The sequence below is a fragment of the Streptomyces sp. NBRC 110611 genome (assembly GCF_001590865.1).
In the GTDB taxonomy this organism is placed as follows: domain Bacteria; phylum Actinomycetota; class Actinomycetes; order Streptomycetales; family Streptomycetaceae; genus Streptomyces.
Map to the genome: position 1 here is coordinate 603312 of NZ_BBUY01000003.1, position 21126 is coordinate 624437.

General features: G+C 73.4%; 6 protein-coding genes. All 6 read left to right on the top strand.

Annotation, left to right across the window (positions count from 1 at the left end; translation table 11 throughout):
• Positions 1-3 precede the first annotated feature (3 nt).
• On the top strand, positions 4-651 hold the full coding sequence (locus AZE13_RS10890) for a response regulator transcription factor (protein WP_066929459.1): 648 nt from the start codon (positions 4-6) through the stop codon (positions 649-651).
• A gap of 62 nt (positions 652-713) precedes the next feature.
• Complete coding sequence (locus AZE13_RS10895; RefSeq protein ID WP_258527707.1) at positions 714-2147, top strand: sensor histidine kinase; 1434 nt, start codon at positions 714-716, stop codon at positions 2145-2147.
• 349 nt (positions 2148-2496) lie between these two features.
• Entirely contained in the window at positions 2497-3840 is a 1344-nt protein-coding gene (locus AZE13_RS10900; RefSeq protein WP_066929463.1) for a serine hydrolase domain-containing protein, read from the top strand.
• A gap of 162 nt (positions 3841-4002) precedes the next feature.
• The gene (locus AZE13_RS10905; protein WP_066929464.1) at positions 4003-14220 is read left to right on the top strand and encodes a non-ribosomal peptide synthetase; all 10218 of its coding nucleotides are present in this window, start codon (positions 4003-4005) and stop codon (positions 14218-14220) included.
• A 126-nt stretch (positions 14221-14346) separates the two neighbouring features.
• Entirely contained in the window at positions 14347-14547 is a 201-nt protein-coding gene (locus AZE13_RS10910; RefSeq protein WP_066929466.1) for an MbtH family protein, read from the top strand.
• Positions 14548-14621: 74 nt separating this feature from the next.
• On the top strand, positions 14622-21126 hold a 6505-nt coding region (locus tag AZE13_RS10915; RefSeq protein WP_147264641.1), incomplete at its 3' end, for a non-ribosomal peptide synthetase.

The following is a 21126-nucleotide window of genomic DNA, read 5'->3' on the forward strand; positions in this document are numbered from 1 at the left end:
ACCGTGCGCGTCGCCATCGCTGAGGATTCTGCGCTCTTGCGGATGGGGATGGTGCGGCTGCTGGCCGATGAAGGCATCGAAGTGGTGGCGTCGCTCAGTGACGCGGAGACCATGTGCGAGGTGGTCGAAGAGTTCTCGCCACACGTCGTGATCATGGATGTGCGGATGCCGCCCAGCCATACCGACGAAGGAATACGCGCGGCCTGCGCAATTCAGGAGACCAGCCCCGGCACCGCGGTTCTGGTGCTGTCGCAGTACGTGGAGCAGACGTACGCGGAGGAGCTGGTGCGGAACGCCCGTGGCGGGGTCGGCTACCTGCTCAAGCAGCGGGTGGCGGACTTCGACGAGTTCCTCTCCGCCCTGCAGCGGGTGTCCCGGGGCGGCACGGTACTGGACTCCGACATCTTCAAGCAGTTCGTCGGACACCCCCGCGAACAGCGGGCCACGGATCTGCTCACCGCGCGCGAGCGACAGGTTCTCGAACTCGTCGCCACCGGCCTGACCAACTCCGGTATCGCCACCCGGCTCGATATTTCCCAACGGGCCGTGGAAAAGCATGTGACCTCGATTCTGGGGAAGTTGAAGATTCCCAGTTCCGGGGCGGACCACCGGCGCGTGCTGGCGGTTCTGAATTATCTACGGGGGCGTTAGACACGCCCTGGCGGATTTGCCCGGGTGAGTGTGACCGCATTGCAGTGATGAGCGAGAGCGTCGTGGAATTCTGTGCAGAACGAGCAGCCGGTCCGGTGCGGCGCGGTGCCGACCGTCCGCCGACCGCCTTCCGGGTCGCCGCCGGGCTCATCTATCTGTCCGTCGGCAGTCTGGTCGGTCTGCTGCTCGTCCCGCTCGTCGTCAGCTCCGTGGTGCTGCGCGCGGTCACGCTCCTGCTCTCCGCCGTGCCGCAGCTGGCGACGCTGGGGGTGCGCTCCGCCACCGCGGCGGTGCGGCGGGCGCTGGGCGCCGAACGGCCGCCGCCGCAGCGCGCCGAGCGGTTCACGGCGCGCGCGGTGTGGCGGAAGGCCGGCGACCTCCGCGCGTGGTTCGTGCCGAGCCTGCCGCTGCTGCGCGCGGTCGCCGATCTCGAACGCCTGCTGGCCGCCCGGGTGGTGGATCCGGACGCGCCACCGCGCCGGCCGCGCACCAAGGACACCGGCGACGAGGCCGCCGGCAGGGGGGCCGACGGCAGGAGGGCCGGACCGGCCGGGGCGGACACCGGCTGGGCCGACGTCGGCTACCTGGGCCTGCTGCTGCTCGGCACGGTCTGGCTGGTGCCGATCCTCGCGCTGGTGGTGCCGATCGCCGCGTTCGTCGTCAGCCTGCCCATCGGCCCGCCCGAGCAGCTGGCCTTCGGCCCGGGGCTGACCGTCCTGGTCGAGGGCTTCTGGAAGCGCCTGGCGGTGGGCGTGGGGTCGATGGCGGGCTTCGGGCTGCTGGTGACGCTGCTGTTCTGGCTGGGCAAGGTACGTGCCCGGCTGGTGCGCCGGGTGCTCAGCCGGCTGGACGAGGCCGACGAGCGCCGCAAGAAGGAGCAGGCGGAGCTGCGGCGCACCGCCGCGCTGCGGGTCAACGACGCCGACTACCGGCGGCTGGAACGCGATCTGCACGACGGGGCACAGGCCCGGCTGGCCGTGCTGCTCATGCGCCTTTCGCACGCCAAGCGGCGGGTGGGAAAGGACCCGGATGCCTTCTCCCACCTGCTGGACGAGACATATCAGGAAGTCAGCAAGGCGCTGGACGAACTCCGCGATCTGGTCCGGGGAATTCAGCCGCCCATTCTCAGTGACCGTGGTCTGGATGCCGCCGTCGCGGTACTGACCGAGAAATTCCATGTGCCGGTCGTCGTGCGCAGCACTTTGTCCGTCCGGCCGGCCGCCAGTGTGGAATCGGCGGCGTATTACATCATCGCCGAATCGCTGACGAACGCCGTCAAGCACGCCTCGGCGACCGAGCTGCGGGTGGACCTGGACCGGGCGGACGGCTGTCTGCGGGTCGCGGTCACCGACAACGGCTCGGGCGGCGCCAGCCAGGAGGCGGGAACCGGCCTGCGCGGGCTGGCGGACCGGGCCACCGCGCTCAACGGAGAGCTCACCGTGACCAGCCCGCCAGGGGGTCCCACCACCGTGCGGGCCGTCCTCCCCTGGGCCTGACGCATCCCTGTGCCAACCCTGGACACCCTCGCTGATACCCCATCTGACCTGTGGTTTTTCGCCCAGGCCAAACCGCTTGCCCGTCCTTGTATGCGTGATCAACAATGACGGGGTACGGATAACCGCACCCCCCACGGTGCGGATATCCGTACCGGGGAGGTTTCGGTCGGACCCAGAAGTCGTCGAGCCCACTGGCCGAAACTTCCCACTCCCATGGCCGGCCCCGCCCGGCCTTGTGGCCGAACCATCAGCTCAGCGGACGGCCGTCCCGCCCTGGCCAGAGGGCGGGCAGGCGCCGCGGCGGCCCCGCCGCACGACGGGGCCCGATTCACCACTCTCCTGGGAAGGCATGGAAGTGCAGTATGTGGGGGACCGGCTGCGGGAACTCGCCGCGGAAACCGGTGTTCCAGGAGCCCAGCTCGCCGTGTACACCGAAGGGGAAACCCTTTCGCTGGCCACGGGAGTCCGGCGGATCGGAGCCGACGATGCGGTGGACACCGGCACCGCCTTTCCCTATGGATCGGTGAGCAAGGCATTCACCGCGACCGTGGTGATGCAGCTGGTTTCCGACGGCGATGTGGAACTCGACGACACGGTGGCGGAATTCCTGCCGGAATTCGCCCGCCCCGCGGACCCGGAAATGGCCGCGGTCACCGTACGGCAGCTGCTGAGCCACACCGGCGGGATGCTGGCCGACCATGAACTCGACGACGCCGACGAGCGCTCGCTGCGGCGCTACGCGGCCGCCGTGGCGGCCACCGGGCTGCTGCACCGGCCCGGCGAGGTCTTCTCGTACTCCAACACCGGCTACAACCTCCTCGGCCGGGTCATCGAGGCGGTCACGGACCTGAGCTGGCAGGCGGCGGTGGAGAGCTTCCTGCTGCGTCCGCTCGGCATCGACCCGTACTTCCTGCACGGCCCCGCCGCGTCGCGCGCCGTGGCCACCGGGCACGCCGTCCGGCTCGAACGCGGCGGCGCGCACCCGGTCGAGGTCTTCCTGCCGCCCACCTGGGCCCCGGCCAGCGGTCTCGGCGGCAGCGCCGAGGACCTGGTCGCCCTCGCTCGACTGCACTTCGGCGACTCGCCGTCGGCCGCCGACCTGCTGGATGAGGACGCACGTGCCGAGATGCACACACCGGTGCCGGCCGCCGACGCCTTCGGCATGGCGGACGGCTGGGCGCTGGGCCTGGCCCGCTACGGCGGTGCGGACAGCGGGTGGCTGGGCCATGACGGCACGGTCGACGGCGGCACCGCCCAGCTGCGCTTCCACCCCGGCCGGCGGGTGGCCGTCGCGCTGACCACCAACGCCACCACGGGCACGCTCCTGTGGCCGCGGATCGTCGCGGAGCTGCGGAAGGCCGGTATCGACGTCGCCGACCACCAGCAGCCCGTCCCGGACGCGCCGCCGGGCCAACAGCCAGACCCGGCACGGCTGTTGGGTGACTACCTCAACGGTGACACGCGCTTCACCATCGCCCGCCACGAGGGCGGGCTGCGGCTGAGCGACCGTACCGGACTCCTCGCCGACATGACCCTGCACGGCCCCGACGGGCTGCTGTTCACCGCTCGCCGCACCGACGCCGACGAGGCCCCCTACACCGGGCGGTTCGTCCTGGACGGCGCCACCGGTGAGGCCGCGCTGATGCAGCTCGCCGGGCGCTCGGCCCGCCGCGAGCGGCCCGCGGCCCGCTAGGCCCGGCGCGCGGTCCCCACACCACTTCCCTACGCATCCCGTCTTTTCCCACGCACCCGACTTTTCACGTTTTCACGGTCACTTCCCGGCCCCGGAGAGCTGACGCCTGGCCGCAGGCGGTGTTCGGGCTGCGCGGAAGTCACCCGATCCTGGAGGTACAACGTGGCTCGCGCCAACGCGTCGACCGACCGAGCGGCCCACCCGCCGGTGGAGTACTGGCGAGACCGGCTGGCGGGGATCACCCCGCTGGAGCTGCCCATCGACCGTCCGCGCCCCGTGGTGCGCTCCACCGACTGCGCGTCGTACGCGTACACCGTGCCGGCCGCCACCGTCGCGGGCCTGCGGGAGCTGGCCGGGCGCCACGACGCCACGCTGCTGGAGGTCCTGGTGGCCGCCGCGCAGGCGCTGTTCGCCCGCTACTCCGGCCAGGAGGACATCGCGCTGGGCACCGTCTCCGAGGAAGCCGGCACCACCGTCGTCCTGCGGACCCAGGTCGAGGCGCGGGCGTCCTTCGCGGCGCTGCTGGGCGACGTCAAGGAGACCGTGCGCGGCGCGTTCGCGCACGACGGCGTGGAGCCGGCCGAGCTGGTCGAGGCGCTGCGGCCGGAGCGCGACACCAGCACCACCCCCTTCGTCCAGGCCATGGTGGTCCTGCACCGCGACGCCGGCGCCGAGATCGACCCGCTCGATCTGTCGCTGGAGTTCGCCGAGAGCGGCGAGGAGCTCGCGGCCCGGATCGGCTACAGCACCGCCCTGTTCGACGAGGCCACCGTCGTCCGGCTGGCCGGGCATGTGAACACCCTCCTCGCGGGCGCCGCGGCCGACCCCGGGCGGCCGGTCTCGGCGCTGCCGATGCTCACCGACGGCGAGTTCGAGCAGGTCGTACGGGAGTGGAACGCCACCGACCGCGAGGTGCCGGCCGGGACCTTCCCCGAGCTGTTCGCGGCCCGGGTCGCCGCACTGCCCGACGCGGTCGCCGTCGTGGACGAGCAGGGCCGGGTCACCTACCGGGAGTTGGATGAGCGGGCCAACCAGCTGGCCCACCACCTGCGGGAGCGGGGCGTCGGGACGGACGACCTGGTCGGCCTGTGCGTGGAGCGCGGCGCCGAGATGGTCGTCGGGCTGCTGGGCATCATGAAGGCGGGCGCCGCCTACCTGCCGCTGGACCCCTCGTACCCCGCCGACCGCCTGGCGTACATGCTGGAGGACTCCGGCGCGCGGCTGATCGTCACCCAGGAGCGGCTGGCGGACCATCTGCCCGGCACCGACGCCGAGTTCGTGATGCCGGACCGGGACCGCGAGGACATCGCCCGGCACCCCACCACGGCCCCGGACGTCGCGTTCGCGCCGGAGGACCTGGCCTACGTCATCTACACGTCCGGCTCCACCGGCCGTCCCAAGGGCGTCCTGGTCTCCCACGCGGGTATCGGCAACCTCGCCGCCGTCCAGATCGAGCACTTCGATGTCACGCCGGGCAGCCGGGTGCTGCAGTTCGCCTCCGCCAGCTTCGACGCGGCGTTCTGGGAGATCTGCATGGGCATCCTCACCGGCGCCGCGCTGGTGATGGGCGGCAAGGACACCATGCTGCCCGGCGAGCCGCTGGCCGCCTACGCCGCCGAGCACGGCGTCACCCACGCCACCCTGACCCCCGCCACCGTCGCCGTACTGCCCGACGGCCGCGGCCTGCCCGAGCGGGCCACGCTCGTCGTGGCCGGCGAGGCGAGCACCGGTGACCTGGTGGCGCGCTGGTCGGCGGGCCGCCGCATGATCAACGCGTACGGCCCGACCGAGAGCACGGTGTGCGCCACCATGAGCGCCCCGCTCTCCGGCGCCGCCGTACCGCCCATCGGCACCCCGATCGCCAACACCCGGATCTACGTCCTCGATGACGCGCTGCAGCCGGTCCCCGCCGGTGTGCGCGGCGAGCTCTACATCGCCGGTGCCGGTCTGGCGCGCGGCTACCACGGCCGGACCGGGCTGACCGCCGAGCGGTTCGTCGCCAACCCCTTCGGCGAGCCGGGCAGCCGGATGTACCGCTCGGGCGACATCGCCCGCTGGCGCGCGGACGGCATGCTGGAGTACCTGGGCCGCGCCGACGACCAGGTCAAGGTCCGCGGCTTCCGGATCGAACTGGGCGAGATCGAGGAGGAGCTGGCCCGCCACCCGGACGTCGCCCAGGCCGTGGTGATCACCCACAACACCAACCTGCTGGCGTACGTCGCGGCGGCCGACGCCGGGCGCCGCCCGAGCGCCGAGGGCCTCAAGGCGCACCTGGCCGAGCGGCTGCCCGAATACATGGTCCCGGCCGCCGTCGTCGTGCTGGACGCGCTGCCGCTGACCCCCAACGGCAAGGTGGACCGCCGGGCGCTGCCCGAGCCGGGCGCCGCCGCCGAACCGGCCGACGAGGCCTTCGCGGCCCCCCGCAACGCCGTCGAGCAGACCCTCTCCGGGGTGTGGGCCGAGGTGCTGGGCGTGGAGCGGGTCGGCATCCACGACAACTTCTTCGACACCCTCGGCGGCAACTCCATCCTGTCCGTCCGTGCCGTCTCCCGGATGCGCCAGGCGCTGGGCGTCCAGCTCTCGCCGCGGGCGCTCTTCGACGCGCCCACCGTCGCCGAACTGGCCGCGCAGGTCGCGCCGGAGGAGTCCGTGGAGGACGCCCCGATCCCGGCCGTGCCGCGCACCGGACCGCTGCCGATGTCCTTCGGCCAGCAGCGGCTGTGGTTCCTGGAGGACTTCGACCCGGGCAGCGCCGAGTACCACACCGCGTTCGGGCTGCGGCTGACCGGTGAGCTGGACGCGGACGCGCTGCGCGCCGCCGCCGGCGACCTGACGTCCCGGCACGAATCGCTGCGTACCACCTTCGGTGCCGTCGAGGGCAAGGGCGTCCAGGTCGTCCACGAGGAGCTGGCGCCCGAGTGGCACACCGCGGACATCTCCGCGGTCGCCGCCGACCTGCGTGAGGAGCGGCTGCGGGAGCTGGTGCGCGCCGAGACCGCCCGCGCCTACGACCTCCAGGCGGGCCCGCTGGTGCGGGTACTGCTGGTGAAGGCCGGTGCCGCCGAGCACGTCTGCGTCCTGGGGATGCACCACATCGTCACCGACGGCTGGTCGATGGGCGTGATCGCGGCCGAGCTGGGCGAGCTGTACGCGGCCCGGGTCGAGGGACGCGCCGCCGCACTGCCCGAACTGTCCGTCCAGTACGCCGACTTCGCGGCCTGGCAGCGCGGCCGGCTGGAGGGCGGCGGGCTGCTGGACGAGCAGCTCGACTGGTGGCGGGAGCGCCTCGCCGGCGTCACCCCGCTGGAGCTGCCCACCGACCGGCCGCGCCCCGCCGTGCGCTCCACGGCCGGCGCCGTGTACGGCTTCGACGTGCCGGCGGCCACCGTCGCCGGCGTCAAGGAGCTGGCCAAGGGCCGCGGCGCGACCCTGTTCATGGCGTTGACCGCGGCCGTCAAGGCGGTCTTCGCGCGCTACTCCGGCCAGGAGGACATCGCGGTGGGCACCGCGTCCGCCGGCCGCGGCCACAAGGACCTGGAGCAGCTGGTCGGCTTCCTGGTCAACACCGTCGTGCTGCGCTCGCACATCGACCCGCAGGCGTCTTTCGGGCGGCTGCTGGGACAGGTCAAGGAGACCGTCCTGGAGGCCTTCGCGCACGAGGAGGTGCCCTTCGAGCGCGTGGTGGAGGCGATGCAGCTGGAGCGCGACACCAGCCGCACCCCGCTGATCCAGGCCATGGTCGTGCTGCAGAACGCCCCCAACGAGGGCGTCACCTTCCCCGGCGTCGAGGCCGCCGACCACCCGGTGCTGCGGGACGCGGCGCCCTTCGACCTGACGGTGGAGTTCTTCGAGGCCGGTGACGCGCTTCAGGCCCGGATCGGCTACAGCACCGCCCTGTTCGACGAGGCCACCGTCGCCCGGCTGGCCGGGCATGTGAACACCCTCCTCGCGGGCGCCGCGGCCGACCCCGAGCGGCCGGTCTCGGCGCTGCCGATGCTCACCGACGGCGAGTACGAGCAGGTCGTACGGGAGTGGAACGCGGCCGCGCAGGACCCGCTGGCCGGCACCTTCCCCGAGCTGTTCGCCGCGCGGGCCGCACAGCGGCCGGACGCGGTCGCCGTCGAGGACGCACAGGGCGCGCTGACCTACCGCGAGCTGGACGAGCGGGCCAACCGGCTCGCCCACCACCTGCGTGCCCAGGGCGTCGGGACGGACGACCTGGTCGGCCTGTGCGTGGAGCGCGGCACCGAAATGGTCGTCGGGCTGCTGGGCATCATGAAGGCGGGCGCCGCCTACCTGCCGCTGGACCCGGCCTACCCGGCCGACCGGCTGACCTTCATGCTGGAGGACTCCGGGGCACGGCTGATCGTCACTCAGGAGCACCTGCGCGGCGAACTCCCCGCCGTGGACGTTCCGCTGGTGGACCTGGTGCGCGACCGGGAGGCGATCGCCGCCCGCCCGGCCACCGCCCCCGTGGCCGGCCTGACCACCGGGCACCTCGCCTACGTCATCTACACCTCCGGCTCCACCGGCACCCCCAAGGGCGTGCTGGTCCCGCACTCCGGCATCGGCAACCTGGCCGCCGCCGAGATCGACCGGCTGGCGGTCACCGAGGACAGCCGGGTGCTGCAGTTCGCCTCCGCCAGCTTCGACGGCGCCGTCATGGAGGTGCTGATGGCGCTGCCCGCCGGCGCCACCCTCGTCCTGCCGCCGCACGGCCCGATCGTCGGCGAGGCGCTGCAGAGCTTCCTGCGCGACCGGCGCATCACCCACGCCCTGCTGGCGCCCTCCGCGGTGGCCACCCTCGACCCCGCGGGCCTGGAGGGGCTGCGCACGCTGGTCGTGGGCGGCGAGGCGAGCACCGGTGACCTGGTGGCGCGCTGGTCGGCGGACCGCCGCATGATCAACGCGTACGGTCCGACCGAGGCCACCATCTGCACCACCATGAGCGCCCCGCTCGGCGGCACCGCCGTACCGCCCATCGGCACCCCGGTCGCCAACACCCAGGTCTACCTCCTGGACGCCGCGCTCCGGCCGGTCCCGGTCGGTGTCCCCGGCGAGCTCCACATCGCCGGTCCCCACCTGGCCCGCGGCTACCTGGGCCGGGCCGCGCTGACCGCCGAGCGGTTCGTCGCCAACCCGTTCGGGGAGCCGGGCAGCCGGATGTACCGGTCCGGCGACGTGGCACGGTGGCGGGCCGACGGCACGCTGGAGTACCTGGGCCGTGCCGATGACCAGGTCAAGATCCGCGGCTTCCGGATCGAGCTGGGCGAGATCGAGACCGCGCTGTCCACCCACCCGGACGTCACCGACGTCGCGGTGGTCGCCCACCAGGGCGCCGACGGGCGCCGCCGCCTGGTCGCGTACCTCGTCGCGAGCCAGGCGCCGGCCACCGGCGAACTCCGGGCCCACCTCGGCGGAACGCTGCCGGACTACATGGTCCCGGCCGTCTTCGTCCCCCTCGACAAGCTGCCGCTGACGCCCAGCGGCAAGGTGGACCGCCGCAACCTGCCCGAGCCGGAGCTCCAGGCCGAGCAGCTGGGCGGCGAGTACGTCGCCCCGCGCACCGCCACCGAGGAGGCCCTGGCCGCCGTCTGGGCCGAGGTACTGGGCGTCGAACGGGTCGGCGTCCACGACAACTTCTTCGACCTGGGCGGCGACTCGATCCTGTCCATCCAGGTCGTCTCGCGGGCCCGCCAGGCCGGGCTCCGGCTCACCTCGAAGCTGCTGTTCGTGCACCAGAGCGTCGCGGCGCTGGCCCCCGCGGTCACCTCCGTCGCCGACGGGCCGGGTGCCCGGTCCGCCGCCGAGGTGTCCGGCGAGGCCGAACTCACCCCGATCCAGCGGTGGTTCTTCGCCGAGCACACCGTCAACCCCGACCACTACGGCATGTCGGTGCAGGTCGAGCTGGTACCCGACACCGACACCACCGTTCTGGAGCGCGCCCTCGCCGCCGTGGTCGCCCACCACGACGCGCTGCGCATGCGCTACCGCCGCGACGGCGGGCGGTGGGTGCAGGAGTACGGCACGGCGCCCGAGAGCCTGCTGACCGTACGCGACCTGTCGACCCTGGACGCCCAGGACGACCGGGCCCGCGAAACCGCCCTGCACGAGGCCGCCTCGGCCGCGCAGCGCTCGCTGGACCTGACCTCGGGCACCCTGGTCAAGGGCGTCTTCTTCCGGCTGGGCGCGGGCCGCGCGCCGCGGCTGTTCCTCACCGTCCACCACCTGGTGATGGACGGGGTGTCCTGGCGGGTCGTCCTGGAGGACCTGGCCACCGCGTACGCGCAGCTGGCCGAGGGCCGTACCGTCGACCTGGGCGCCAAGACGTCCAGCTACCAGCAGTGGGCGCAGCGCCTTGCCGACCACGTCCGCTCGGGCGCCCTGGACGGCGAACTCGCCTACTGGCAGGGCGTCGACGGCTCCCGGGAGATCCCGGTGGACGGCGCCGAGCCGAACACCTTCGGCAGCACCGCCGTGGCGACCGCGTGCCTGGGCCGCGAGGAGACCGAGGCCCTGCTCCAGAAGGTCCCGGCCGTCTACCGCACCCAGATCAACGACGTCCTGCTGGCGGCCCTGGGCCGGGTGCTGGGCGACTGGGCCGGCCACCCGACGACCATCGCCCTGGAGGGCCATGGCCGCGAGGAGCTGTTCGACGACGTCGACCTGTCGCGGACCGTCGGCTGGTTCACCACCATCTACCCCGTCACGCTCGACGTCCCCCGGGGCGGCTGGGGCGAGGCGCTGAAGTCCGTCAAGGAGGGCCTGCGGGCCATCCCCGGCCGTGGTCTGGGCTACGGCGCGCTGCGCCACCTCTCCGCGCCGGACGGTGCCGGCCGGGCGCTCGCCGCCCAGGAACAGCCGCGGATCAGCTTCAACTACCTGGGCCAGTGGGACAACACCATCAGCCAGGACGGCCTCGTCCGGGGCCGGCTGGACGCGCTCGGCCGCGACCAGGCCCCGGAGCAGCCGCGCCCGCACCTGATCGACGTGGTGGCGATGGTGAGCGACGGCGTGCTGCGGATCGACTGGATCCACTCGCCCGGCAGCCACCACACGGCCACCGTCGAACGCCTGGCGGACCGGCTCCTGGACGCGCTGCGGGAGATCGTGGCGCACTGCCTGTCCGGGGATGCCGGCGGTGCGACGCCGTCGGACTTCCCGCTGGCCGGGCTGGACCAGGCCGCGGTGGACCGGATCGTCGGCGACGGCCGGGGCGTGGCGGACGTCTACCCGCTGACGCCGATGCAGTCCGGCATGCTCTTCCACTCCCTCGCCGAACCCGGCTCGCCCGCCTACTTCGAGCAGATGACCTTCGTCCTCGACGGGGTACCGGACCCGGAGCTGCTGGCCGAGGCCTGGCAGCGGGTCGTGGACCACCTCGACATCCTGCGCGGCTCGGTGGTGTGGGAGGGCGTGGACCGCCCGCTGCTGGTGGTCCACCGGAACGTCGAGCTGCCCGTCACGCACCTGGACTGGCGCGCGCACACCGAGGACGAGCGCAAGGCCGCGCTGGCGGAGTTCCTCGCCGGGGACCGGGCGCGGGGCCTGGACCTGTCGGCCGCGCCCCTGATGCGCCTCGCCCTCATCCGCGTCTCCGACACGGCCGTACGCCTGGTCTGCTCCTTCCACCACCTGCTGCTGGACGGCTGGAGCACCTTCGACGTGCTGTCCCAGACCTTCACCGCCCATGCGACGCTGGCCGGCGGCCGGGAGCCCGCGCTGCCGGTGCGGCGCCCGTTCGGGGCGTACGTGGAGTGGCTGGAGGGCCAGGACCTGGGCGCCGCGGAGACGTACTGGCGGGAGCTGCTGGCGGGCTTCGACGCCCCCAACGCCCTGCCCTACGACCGCCGTCCGGCCTCCTCCTACCAGGCCCGTTCCACCAGCCGGCTGGTCACCCGGCTGACGCCGGAGGCGAGCCACCGCCTGGCGGAGTTCGCCCGCGGCCACCGGCTCACCCTCAATGCCGTGGTCCAGGGCGCCTGGTCACTGCTGCTGGCGCGCTACTCGGGCCAGTCCGACGTGGTCTTCGGCGCCACCGTCTCCGGCCGTCCGGCCGATCTGCCGGGCGTGGACGCGATGGTCGGCATGCTCATCAACACCCTCCCGGTGCGGGTCGAGGTGGATCCGGCGGCGGACGTCGCGGACTGGCTGGGCCGGCTTCAGGCGGCCCAGGTGGAGGCGCGGCAGTACGAGTACGTGCCGCTGCCGCAGATCCAGACCTGGAGCGGCCTCGACCACGGCGCGGGCCTCTTCGACAGCCTGGTCGTCTTCGAGAACTACCCGGTCGACGGCCGGGCCGCGGCCGAGGGCGGACTGACCCTCAGCGAGGTCGAGGGCGCGGACGTCACCAACTACCCGCTGAACCTCATCGCGTACGCGGGCGACGAGCTGGCCTACGCCCTCGCCTACGACGCCGCGGTCTTCGACCCGGCCACCATCGAGCGGATCGCCACCCACTTCGGCGCCCTGCTCGACGGCATCGCCGACGGCCCGCGGCGCCCCCTCGCGGAGCTGCCGATGCTGGGCGCGGGCGAGGCGGAGACCGTCGTACGCGACTGGAACGACACCGCCCGCGCCCTGCCGGACGCCTCCCTGGCGGAGCTGTTCGCCCGGCGTGCGGCCGAGCACCCGGACGCGGCGGCCCTGTCGTACGAAGGCGAGACCCTGACCTACCGGGAGCTGGACGAGCGGGCCAACCGGCTCGCCCACCACCTGGCCGGGCTCGGTGCGGGCCCGGAGGTCATGGTGGGGCTGTGCGCCGAGCGCGGCGCCCAGGCCGTCATCGCCCTGCTGGGCATCGTCAAGGCCGGCGCGGCCTACGTCCCGCTGGACCCGGACTACCCGGCCGACCGGCTGGCGTTCATGCTCCGCGACACCGGCACCGGGCTGCTGGTCACCCAGAAGCACCTGCGCGACCGCCTCCCCGGGACCGCGGCGGCCGTGGTGGACCTGGACCGGGACGCCGAGGCGATCGCGGCGCGTCCGGCGACCGCCCCCGAGGTGGCGCACTCGCCGCACCAGCTCGCGTACGTGATGTACACCTCCGGCTCCACCGGCACCCCGAAGGGCGTGCTCACCCCGCACCGCGCGGTGGTCCGCCTGGTGCACGAGTCCGGGTACGCGGACATCGCGCCGGGCGACGCGGTGGCGCAGTTCGCCTCGCTGTCCTTCGACGCCGCCACCTTCGAGGTGTGGGCGGCCCTGCTGGGCGGCGCCCGGCTGGCCGTGCACCCGCCGACGCTGCCCACCGCGGCCGAGCTCGGCAGGTTCCTCACGGCGGAGCGGGTCACCCACCTGTGGCTGACCGCGGGCCTGTTCCACCAGATGGTGGACGAGGGGGCCGACGCGATCGAGGCGCTCGGCGGGCTCAGGCACCTGATCGCGGGCGGCGACAAGCTCTCCCCCGAGCACTGTGCCCGTGTTCTGGCCGCCCACCCGGGCCTGCGGCTGACCAACGGCTACGGCCCGACCGAGGCCACCACGTTCGCCGCCACCCACGAGCTGGACGCGCAGGCGGACGGCACCGCGCCGGTGCCGCTGGGCCGCCCGATCGGCAACACCCAGGCGTACGTGCTCACCGAGACGCTGCGGCCCGCACCGGTCGGCGTACCCGGCGAGCTGTACCTCGCCGGTGAGGGCCTGGCCCGCGGCTACCTGGGCGGGGCCGCGCCGACCGCCGAGCGGTTCGTCGCCAACCCGTTCGGGGAGCCGGGCAGCCGGATGTACCGCTCCGGCGACCTCGCCAGGTGGCGGGCCGACGGGACGCTGGAGTTCCTCGGCCGCGGCGACGGCCAGGTCAAGATCCGCGGCTTCCGGATCGAGACCGGCGAGATCGAGGCCGCGCTGACCGCGCACCCCGACGTCACCGACGCCGTGGTGGCGGCACACGAGGAGGACGGCCGGAAGTTCCTGGTCGGCTACCTGGTGGCGCCCGCCGGGAGCGAGCCGGACGCCGCCGCGCTCCGCGACCACCTGGCGGCCACGCTGCCCGCGTACATGCTGCCGTCGGCCTTCGTCGCCCTCGACCGGCTGCCGCTGACCGCCAACGGCAAGGTGGACCGGCGGGCCCTGCCCACACCGCGGCAGCGGATGGCGGCCGGCACGGCCTACGAGGCGCCGCGCACCGTCACCGAGGAGTTCCTGGTGAGCGTCTGGGAGGAGCTGCTGGGCGCCGAGCGGGTGGGCATCCACGACAACTTCTTCGAGCGGGGCGGCGACTCGCTGCTGGCGCTGCGGATGGTGTCGCGGATCAACTCCTCGTTCGGCACCGCCCTCTCGCCCCGGCTGCTGTTCGACCGGCCGACGGTCGCCGAGACCGCGTACGAGATCGAGGAGCAGATCCTCGCCGAGCTGGAGCAGACCGCCGGCGCCGAGTGACGGGGCCGGGGGGCGGGGCGCCGGTCACGGCCGCGCTCCGCCCCCCCGCCCCACGCCCCGGACCCGGCCCCGGACCCGGACCCGGACACCCACCACGCACCACCCACCACTTCGAAAGGTATGGCCATGTCCAACCCCTTTGAGCAGTCCGACCGTTCCTACCTCGTCCTGGTCAACGCCGAGGGCCAGCACTCCCTGTGGCCCGCCACCAACGACGTGCCGGCCGGCTGGACCGTCGCCCTGGACGCCGCGCCGCGCGACGAGTGCCTGGCCTACGTGGAGGCGCACTGGACCGACCTGCGGCCCAAGAGCCTGACCACCCGCTGATCCGTACCGACCGCCCCGCACCCAGCCACCCGTAGCCCGTAGCCCGTAGCCCGTAGCCCGTAGGGGGAGCCTCCATGAACACGCCGTCATCCCGCGCGGACCGGATCACCGCACTGCCCGAGCATCTGCGGCAGGCGCTCGCCCGGCGTCTGGCCGGTCAGGCCGCCGCCACGCCCTCGATCCCGTCCGTGCCGCGGGACGGTGCGCTGCCGATGTCCTTCGGCCAGCAGCGGCTGTGGTTCCTGGAGGACTTCGAGCCGGAGAGCGCCGACTACCACTCGGCGCTCCCGCTGCGGCTCACCGGAGAGCTGGATGCCGAGGCGCTGCACGGTGCGCTGCGGGACCTGGTCTCCCGGCACGAGGCGCTGCGCACCACCTTCGACGCGGTGGACGGCAAGGGCGTCCAGGTGGTCCACGCCGAGCTGCACCCCGAGTGGCGGCAGGCCGACGTGTCCGCCGCGGCGCCCGGCGAGCGCGAGCAGCGGGCCCGGGAGCTGGTACGCGAGGAGATGGCGCGCCCCTATGACCTGAAGGGCGGGCCGCTGGTACGCGTCCTGCTCGTCAAGGTCGCGGACGGCGAGCACCTCTTCATCCTGGGGATGCACCACATCGTCACCGACGGCTGGTCGATGGGCATCGTCGCCCGCGAACTGGGCGCCCTGTACGCGGCCCGGACCGAGGGCCTGGACGCCGCGCTGCCCCGCGTCACCGCGCAGTACCCGGACTTCGCGGCCTGGCAGCGCGACCGGCTGGAGAACGGCGGCCTGCTGGAGACGCAGCTCGACTGGTGGCGCGAGCGCCTCGCCGGCCTCGCCCCGCTCGACCTGCCCACCGACCGGCCGCGCCCCGCCGTGCGCTCCAGCGCCGGTGCCACCTACGCCTTCGAGGTCCCGGCCGCCACCGTCGCGGCCGTCAAGGACCTGGCCCGCGGCCAGGGCGCCACCCTCTTCATGGCGCTGACCGCCGCCGCCAAGACCGTCCTGGCCCGCTACTCCGGCCAGGAGGACATCGCCGTCGGCACCTCCGCCTCCGGTCGCGGCGGCCACAACGACCTGGAACAGCTCGTCGGCTTCCTCGTCAACACCGTCGTGCTGCGCTCGCACATCGACCCCACGGCGTCCTTCCTGGCGCTGCTGGGCCAGGTCAAGGACACCGTCCTCGACGCCTTCGCACACGAGGACGTGCCCTTCGACAAGCTGGTGGAGGCGCTCTCCCCCGAGCGCGACACCAGCCGCACCCCGCTGGTGCAGGCCATGGTCGTGCTGCACAACACCCAGACCGGGCCCGCGAAGTTCCCCGGCCTGGAGAGCGAGACCTACGAACTGGAGCGGGACGCCGCCCTCTTCGACCTCACCCTCGAATTCGAGGAGCGCGACGGCGCGCTGCTGGGCCTGGCCGAGTACAGCACCGAGCTGTTCGACGAGGCGACCATCGCGCGCCTGACCGGCCACCTCAACGTCCTGCTGGCCGCCGCCGCGCAGGCCCCCGGGACCCCGGTCGGCACGCTGCCGATGCTCACCGACGGCGAGACGGAGCAGCTCGTCCACGGCTTCAACGCCACCGGCACGGCCGGCGCCGGGACCGGGCTGATCCACGAGCGGCTGGCCGAGCAGGCCGCCCGCACCCCCGACGCGGTCGCCGTGGTCGCCGAGGACACCACCCTCACCTACCGCGAGCTCGACGAGCGCGCCAACCAGCTCGCCCACCACCTGCGCGAACTGGGCGCCGGAGCCGACACGCTGATCGGCCTGAGCGTCGAGCGCGGCGCCGGCATGGTCGTCGGCCTGCTCGGCATCATCAAGGCCGGCGCCGCCTACGTCCCGCTGGACCCGGCCTTCCCCGCCGACCGCCTGGCGTACATGCTCCAGGACTCCGGAGCCCGCCTGCTCGTCACCCAGAGCCGGGTCCGTGACCGCCTGCCGCACACCGACGCCACCGTCGTGGACCTGGACGCCGACCAGGCGGCCCTCGCCGCCCGCCCGGTCACCGCCCCGGACGCCGGTATCGCCCCCGGGCACCTGGCGTACGTCATCTACACCTCCGGCTCGACCGGCAACCCCAAGGGCGTCGCCATCGAGCACCGCAACCTGCGGCACATCTGCGCCGCCTGGGACGAGCGCTACGGCCTGGCGGACCTGGAGCTGCGCTTCCTGTCCGTCTCCAGCCTCTCGGTGGACCTGTTCTTCGCGGACCTCATCCGCTCCCTGCCCTTCGGCGGCGCCCTGATCGTCGCCTCCAAGGACGTCACCACCGACCCCGCGGCCCTGCTCGACCTGATCGACCGGACCGGCGCCACCGGCATCGAGATCGTGCCGTCCCTGATGAACGCCGTACTCCAGGAGGTCGAGCGGCGCGGCCAGGGATTCCCGCCGCTCAAGCTGATCTCCGTCGGCTCCGAGGGCTGGCGGGTCGAGGACTGCCGCGCCCTGCTGCGCCAGGTGCAGGACGGCACGGTCGTCGTCAACGCCTACGGCGGCACCGAGGCCACCGTCGACTCCACCGTCTTCGTCCCCACCGAAACCGCCCTGGACGGCAGCGTCTACGTGCCCATCGGCAGCCCGCTGCCCGGCACCCGGGTCCATGTGCTCGACGCCGCGATGCAGGTCGTGCCGCTGGGCGTGCCCGGCGAGATCTACCTCGGCGGCGACGGGATCGGCCGCGGCTACCACGGCCGCGACGACCTGACCGCCGAGCGCTTCCTCACCAGCCCCTTCGACCCCGCGGACCGCCTGTACCGCACCGGCGACCGGGCCCGCCGGCTGCCCGGCGGCGACCTGGAGTTCCTGGGCCGCGCCGACGACCAGGTCAAGATCCGCGGCTTCCGGATCGAGCTGGGCGAGGTGGAGAGCGCGGTCCTGACGCACCCGGACGTCGAGAACGCCGCGGTCATCGCCCATCAGGGCGACGACGGGCGCCACCGCCTGGTCGCCTACCTCGTCGCGGCCCGCGAACTGCCCACCGGCGAACTGCGCGGCCACCTCTCCGGGATGCTCCCGGACTACATGGTCCCGGCGGTCTTCGTCCCCCTCGACAAGCTGCCGCTGACCCCCAGCGGCAAGGTCGACCGCCGCAACCTCCCCGAGCCCGAGATCCAGGCCGACCAGCTCGGCACCGAGTACGAGGCCCCGCGCACCGCCACCGAGGAGGCCCTCGCCGCCGTCTGGGCCGAGGTGCTGGGCGTCGAACGGGTCGGCGTCCACGACAACTTCTTCGACCTGGGCGGCGACTCGATCCTGTCCATCCAGGTCGTCTCCCGGGCCCGCCAGGCCGGGCTGCGGCTCACCTCGAAGCTGCTGTTCACCCACCAGACCGTCGCGAGCCTCGCGGGCGCGGTGGGAGAGATCGCCGCCACGGCCGCCGCCGCGGTGCCGCAGGCCGTCTCGGGCGAGGTCGAACTCACCCCGATCCAGGCCTGGTTCCTCGCCGAGCACACCGTCAACCCGCACCACTACGCGATGTCCGTGCAGGTCGAGCTGGCACCGGGCACCGACGCCGAACTGCTGGGCCGCGCCCTGGCCGCGGTGGTCGCGCACCACGACGCGCTGCGCATGCGCTACCGCCGCGCGGGCGAGGAGTGGATCCAGGAGTACGGCGACCGGACCGCCGGCCTGCTCTCCATACGGGAGGCGGGCGAGGCCGAGGAGGCCGCGCTCGCCGCGCAGCGCGCCCTGAACCTCACCACCGGCGAACTGGTCAAGGGCGTCTTCCTGCGCCCGGAGCGCGCGGACGGCGCACCGCGCCTGTTCCTGGCCGTGCACCACATCGTCATGGACGGCGTCTCCTGGCGCGTGGTCCTCGAAGACCTGGAGACCGCCTACGGGCAGCTCGCCGGCGGCCGCCCGGCCGACCTGGGCGCCAAGACCTCCAGCTACCAGCTGTGGGCGGGACGCCTGGCCGAGCACACCCGCTCCGGCGGACTGGACGGCGAGCTCGCGCACTGGAAGGCCGTCGACCCCGGCCACGCCCCCCAGCTCCCCACCGACAGGGACGGGGCGAACATCACCGCGCACGAGCGCACCGTCTCCGTACGGCTGGGCCGCGAGGAGACCGAGGCGCTGCTGCACAAGGTCCCGGCCGTCTACCGCACCCAGGTCAACGACGTCCTGCTGAGCGCCCTGGGCCGCACCCTGTCCCAGTGGGCCGGCCAGGACCGCATCGTGCTGGGGCTAGAGGGCCACGGCCGCGAGGAGCTCTTCGAGGACGTCGACCTGTCCCGTACGGTCGGCTGGTTCACCACCCACTTCCCGATCGCGCTCGACCTGCCCCGGGGCGACCGGGGTGACTGGGGCGGCGTGCTGAAGTCCGTCAAGGAGCAGCTGCGGGCGATCCCCGGCCGGGGCCTGGGCTATGACGCGCTGCGCTTCCTGTCCCGGCCCGGCACCCCGGGGCATGAGCTGCGCGCCGACCGGCTGCCGCAGATCAGCTTCAACTACCTGGGCCAGTGGGACAACACCACCAGCCAGGACGGCCTGATCCGCGACCGGCTCCCGGCGCTCGGCCTGGACCACGCGCTGGACGAGCCGCGCCCCTACCTCCTCGATGTCGTCGGCATGGTCGAGGGCGGCGCCCTGGGCTTCACCTGGATCTACTCCGGCGAGGTGTTCGACGACGCGACCATCGAGCGGCTGGCGGCCCAACTCCTGGACGGGCTGCGGGAGATCGTGGCGCACTGCCTGTCCGGGGACGCCGGCGGTGCGACGCCGTCGGACTTCCCGCTGGCCGGGCTGGACCAGGCCGGGGTGGACCGGATCGTCGGCGACGGCCGGGGCGTGGCGGACGTCTACCCGCTGACGCCGATGCAGTCCGGCATGCTCTTCCACACCCTCGCCGAGCCCGACTCCGCCGCGTACTTCGAGCAGATGTCGTTCCTCGTCGACGGGGTACGGGACCCGGAGCTGCTGGCCCGGGCCTGGCAGCGGGTCGTGGACCACCTCGACATCCTGCGCGGCTCGGTGGTGTGGGAGGGCGTGGACCGCCCGCTGCTGGTGGTCCACCGCGAGGTCGAGGTGCCGGTGACGCACCTGGACTGGCGCGCGCTCTCGCCGGACGAGCAGGCGACCGCGCTGGAGTCGTTCCTCGCCGAGGACCGGGCGCTGGGCCTGGACCTGTCGGTGGCGCCGATGATGCGGATGGCCGTCATCCGCGTCACCGACAGCAGGGTGCGGGTCGTACGGACCTCGCACCATGTGCTGCTGGACGGCTGGAGTACCTCCCAGATGCTCGACGAACTCACCACCGCCTACGACGCGTTGGCGGCCGGGCGGGAACCCGCGCTCCCGGTGCGGCGCCCGTTCGGCGCGTACGTGGAGTGGCTGGAGGGCCAGGACCTGGCCGCCGCCGAGGCGTACTGGCGGGAGCTGCTGGCGGGCTTCGACACCCCCAACTCCCTGCCGTACGACCAGCGTCCGGCCACCAGCCACAAGGCCCAGTCGGCCGAGCGGCTGATCTCGTACCTGCCCGCCGATCTCTCGGAGCGGATCTACGCCTTCGCCCGGCAGCACCGGCTGACCGTGAACGCCGTGATGCAGGGCGTCTGGTCGCTGCTGCTGGCACGCTACTCGGGCCAGTCGGACGTGGTCTTCGGTGCGACCGTCTCCGGCCGTCCGGCCGATCTGCCGGGTGTCGACGCGATGGTCGGCATGCTCATCAACACCCTGCCGGTACGCGTCCGGGTCACCCCCGAGGCCCCGGTCGCCGAGTGGCTGGGACAGGTGCAGGCGGCCCAGGTCGAGGCGCGCCAGTACGAGTACGTACCGCTGCCGCAGATCCAGACCTGGAGCGGGATCGAGCGCGGTACGAACCTCTTCGACAGCCTGGTCGTCTTCGAGAACTTCCCGATGGACGAGCAGGTTCCGGAGGGCGCCGAGGCCGGCGAGGCGGGCGCCCGGCTGCACGGTCTGGAAGGCGCCGATGTCACCAACTACCCGCTGAACTTCATCGCCTACGCGGGCGAGGAGCTGGCCTACGCCCTCTCCTACGACGCCGAGCTGTTCGACGAGACCACCATCGCGCGCATGGCGGGCCACATCCGGGTCGCCCTGGAGGGCATGCTCGCCCGCCCGGAGGCCCCGCTGGCCGAGCTGCCGATGCTGACCGACGCGGAGGTGGAGCAGGTTGTCCGTGAGTTCAATGCGACGGGTGGTGTGGCGCCTGAGGCGGGCTGCATCCACGAGCGGGTGGCTGAGCGGGCGGCGCTGACGCCGGACGCGCTCGCCGTCACGTACGGCGACCAGTCCTTGACCTACCGGGAGCTGGACGAGCGGGCCAACCAGCTCGCCCACCACCTGGTCGCCCAGGGAGCCGGCCCGGACGACCTGATCGGCCTGTCGGTCCAGCGCAGCACCGAGATGGTCGTCGCGCTGCTGGGCATCATGAAGGCGGGTGCGGCGTACGTGCCGCTGGACCCGGCGTACCCGGCGGACCGGCTGGCGTACATGCTCCAGGACTCGGGCGCCAAGCTCCTCGTCACCCACCGCGGCCTCCAGGACACCCTCCCCGCCGACGGCATCACCCTGGTCGACCTCGACCGGGACCGCCAGGCGATCGGCCGGCTGCCCCTCAGCTGCCCAGGCACCCCCG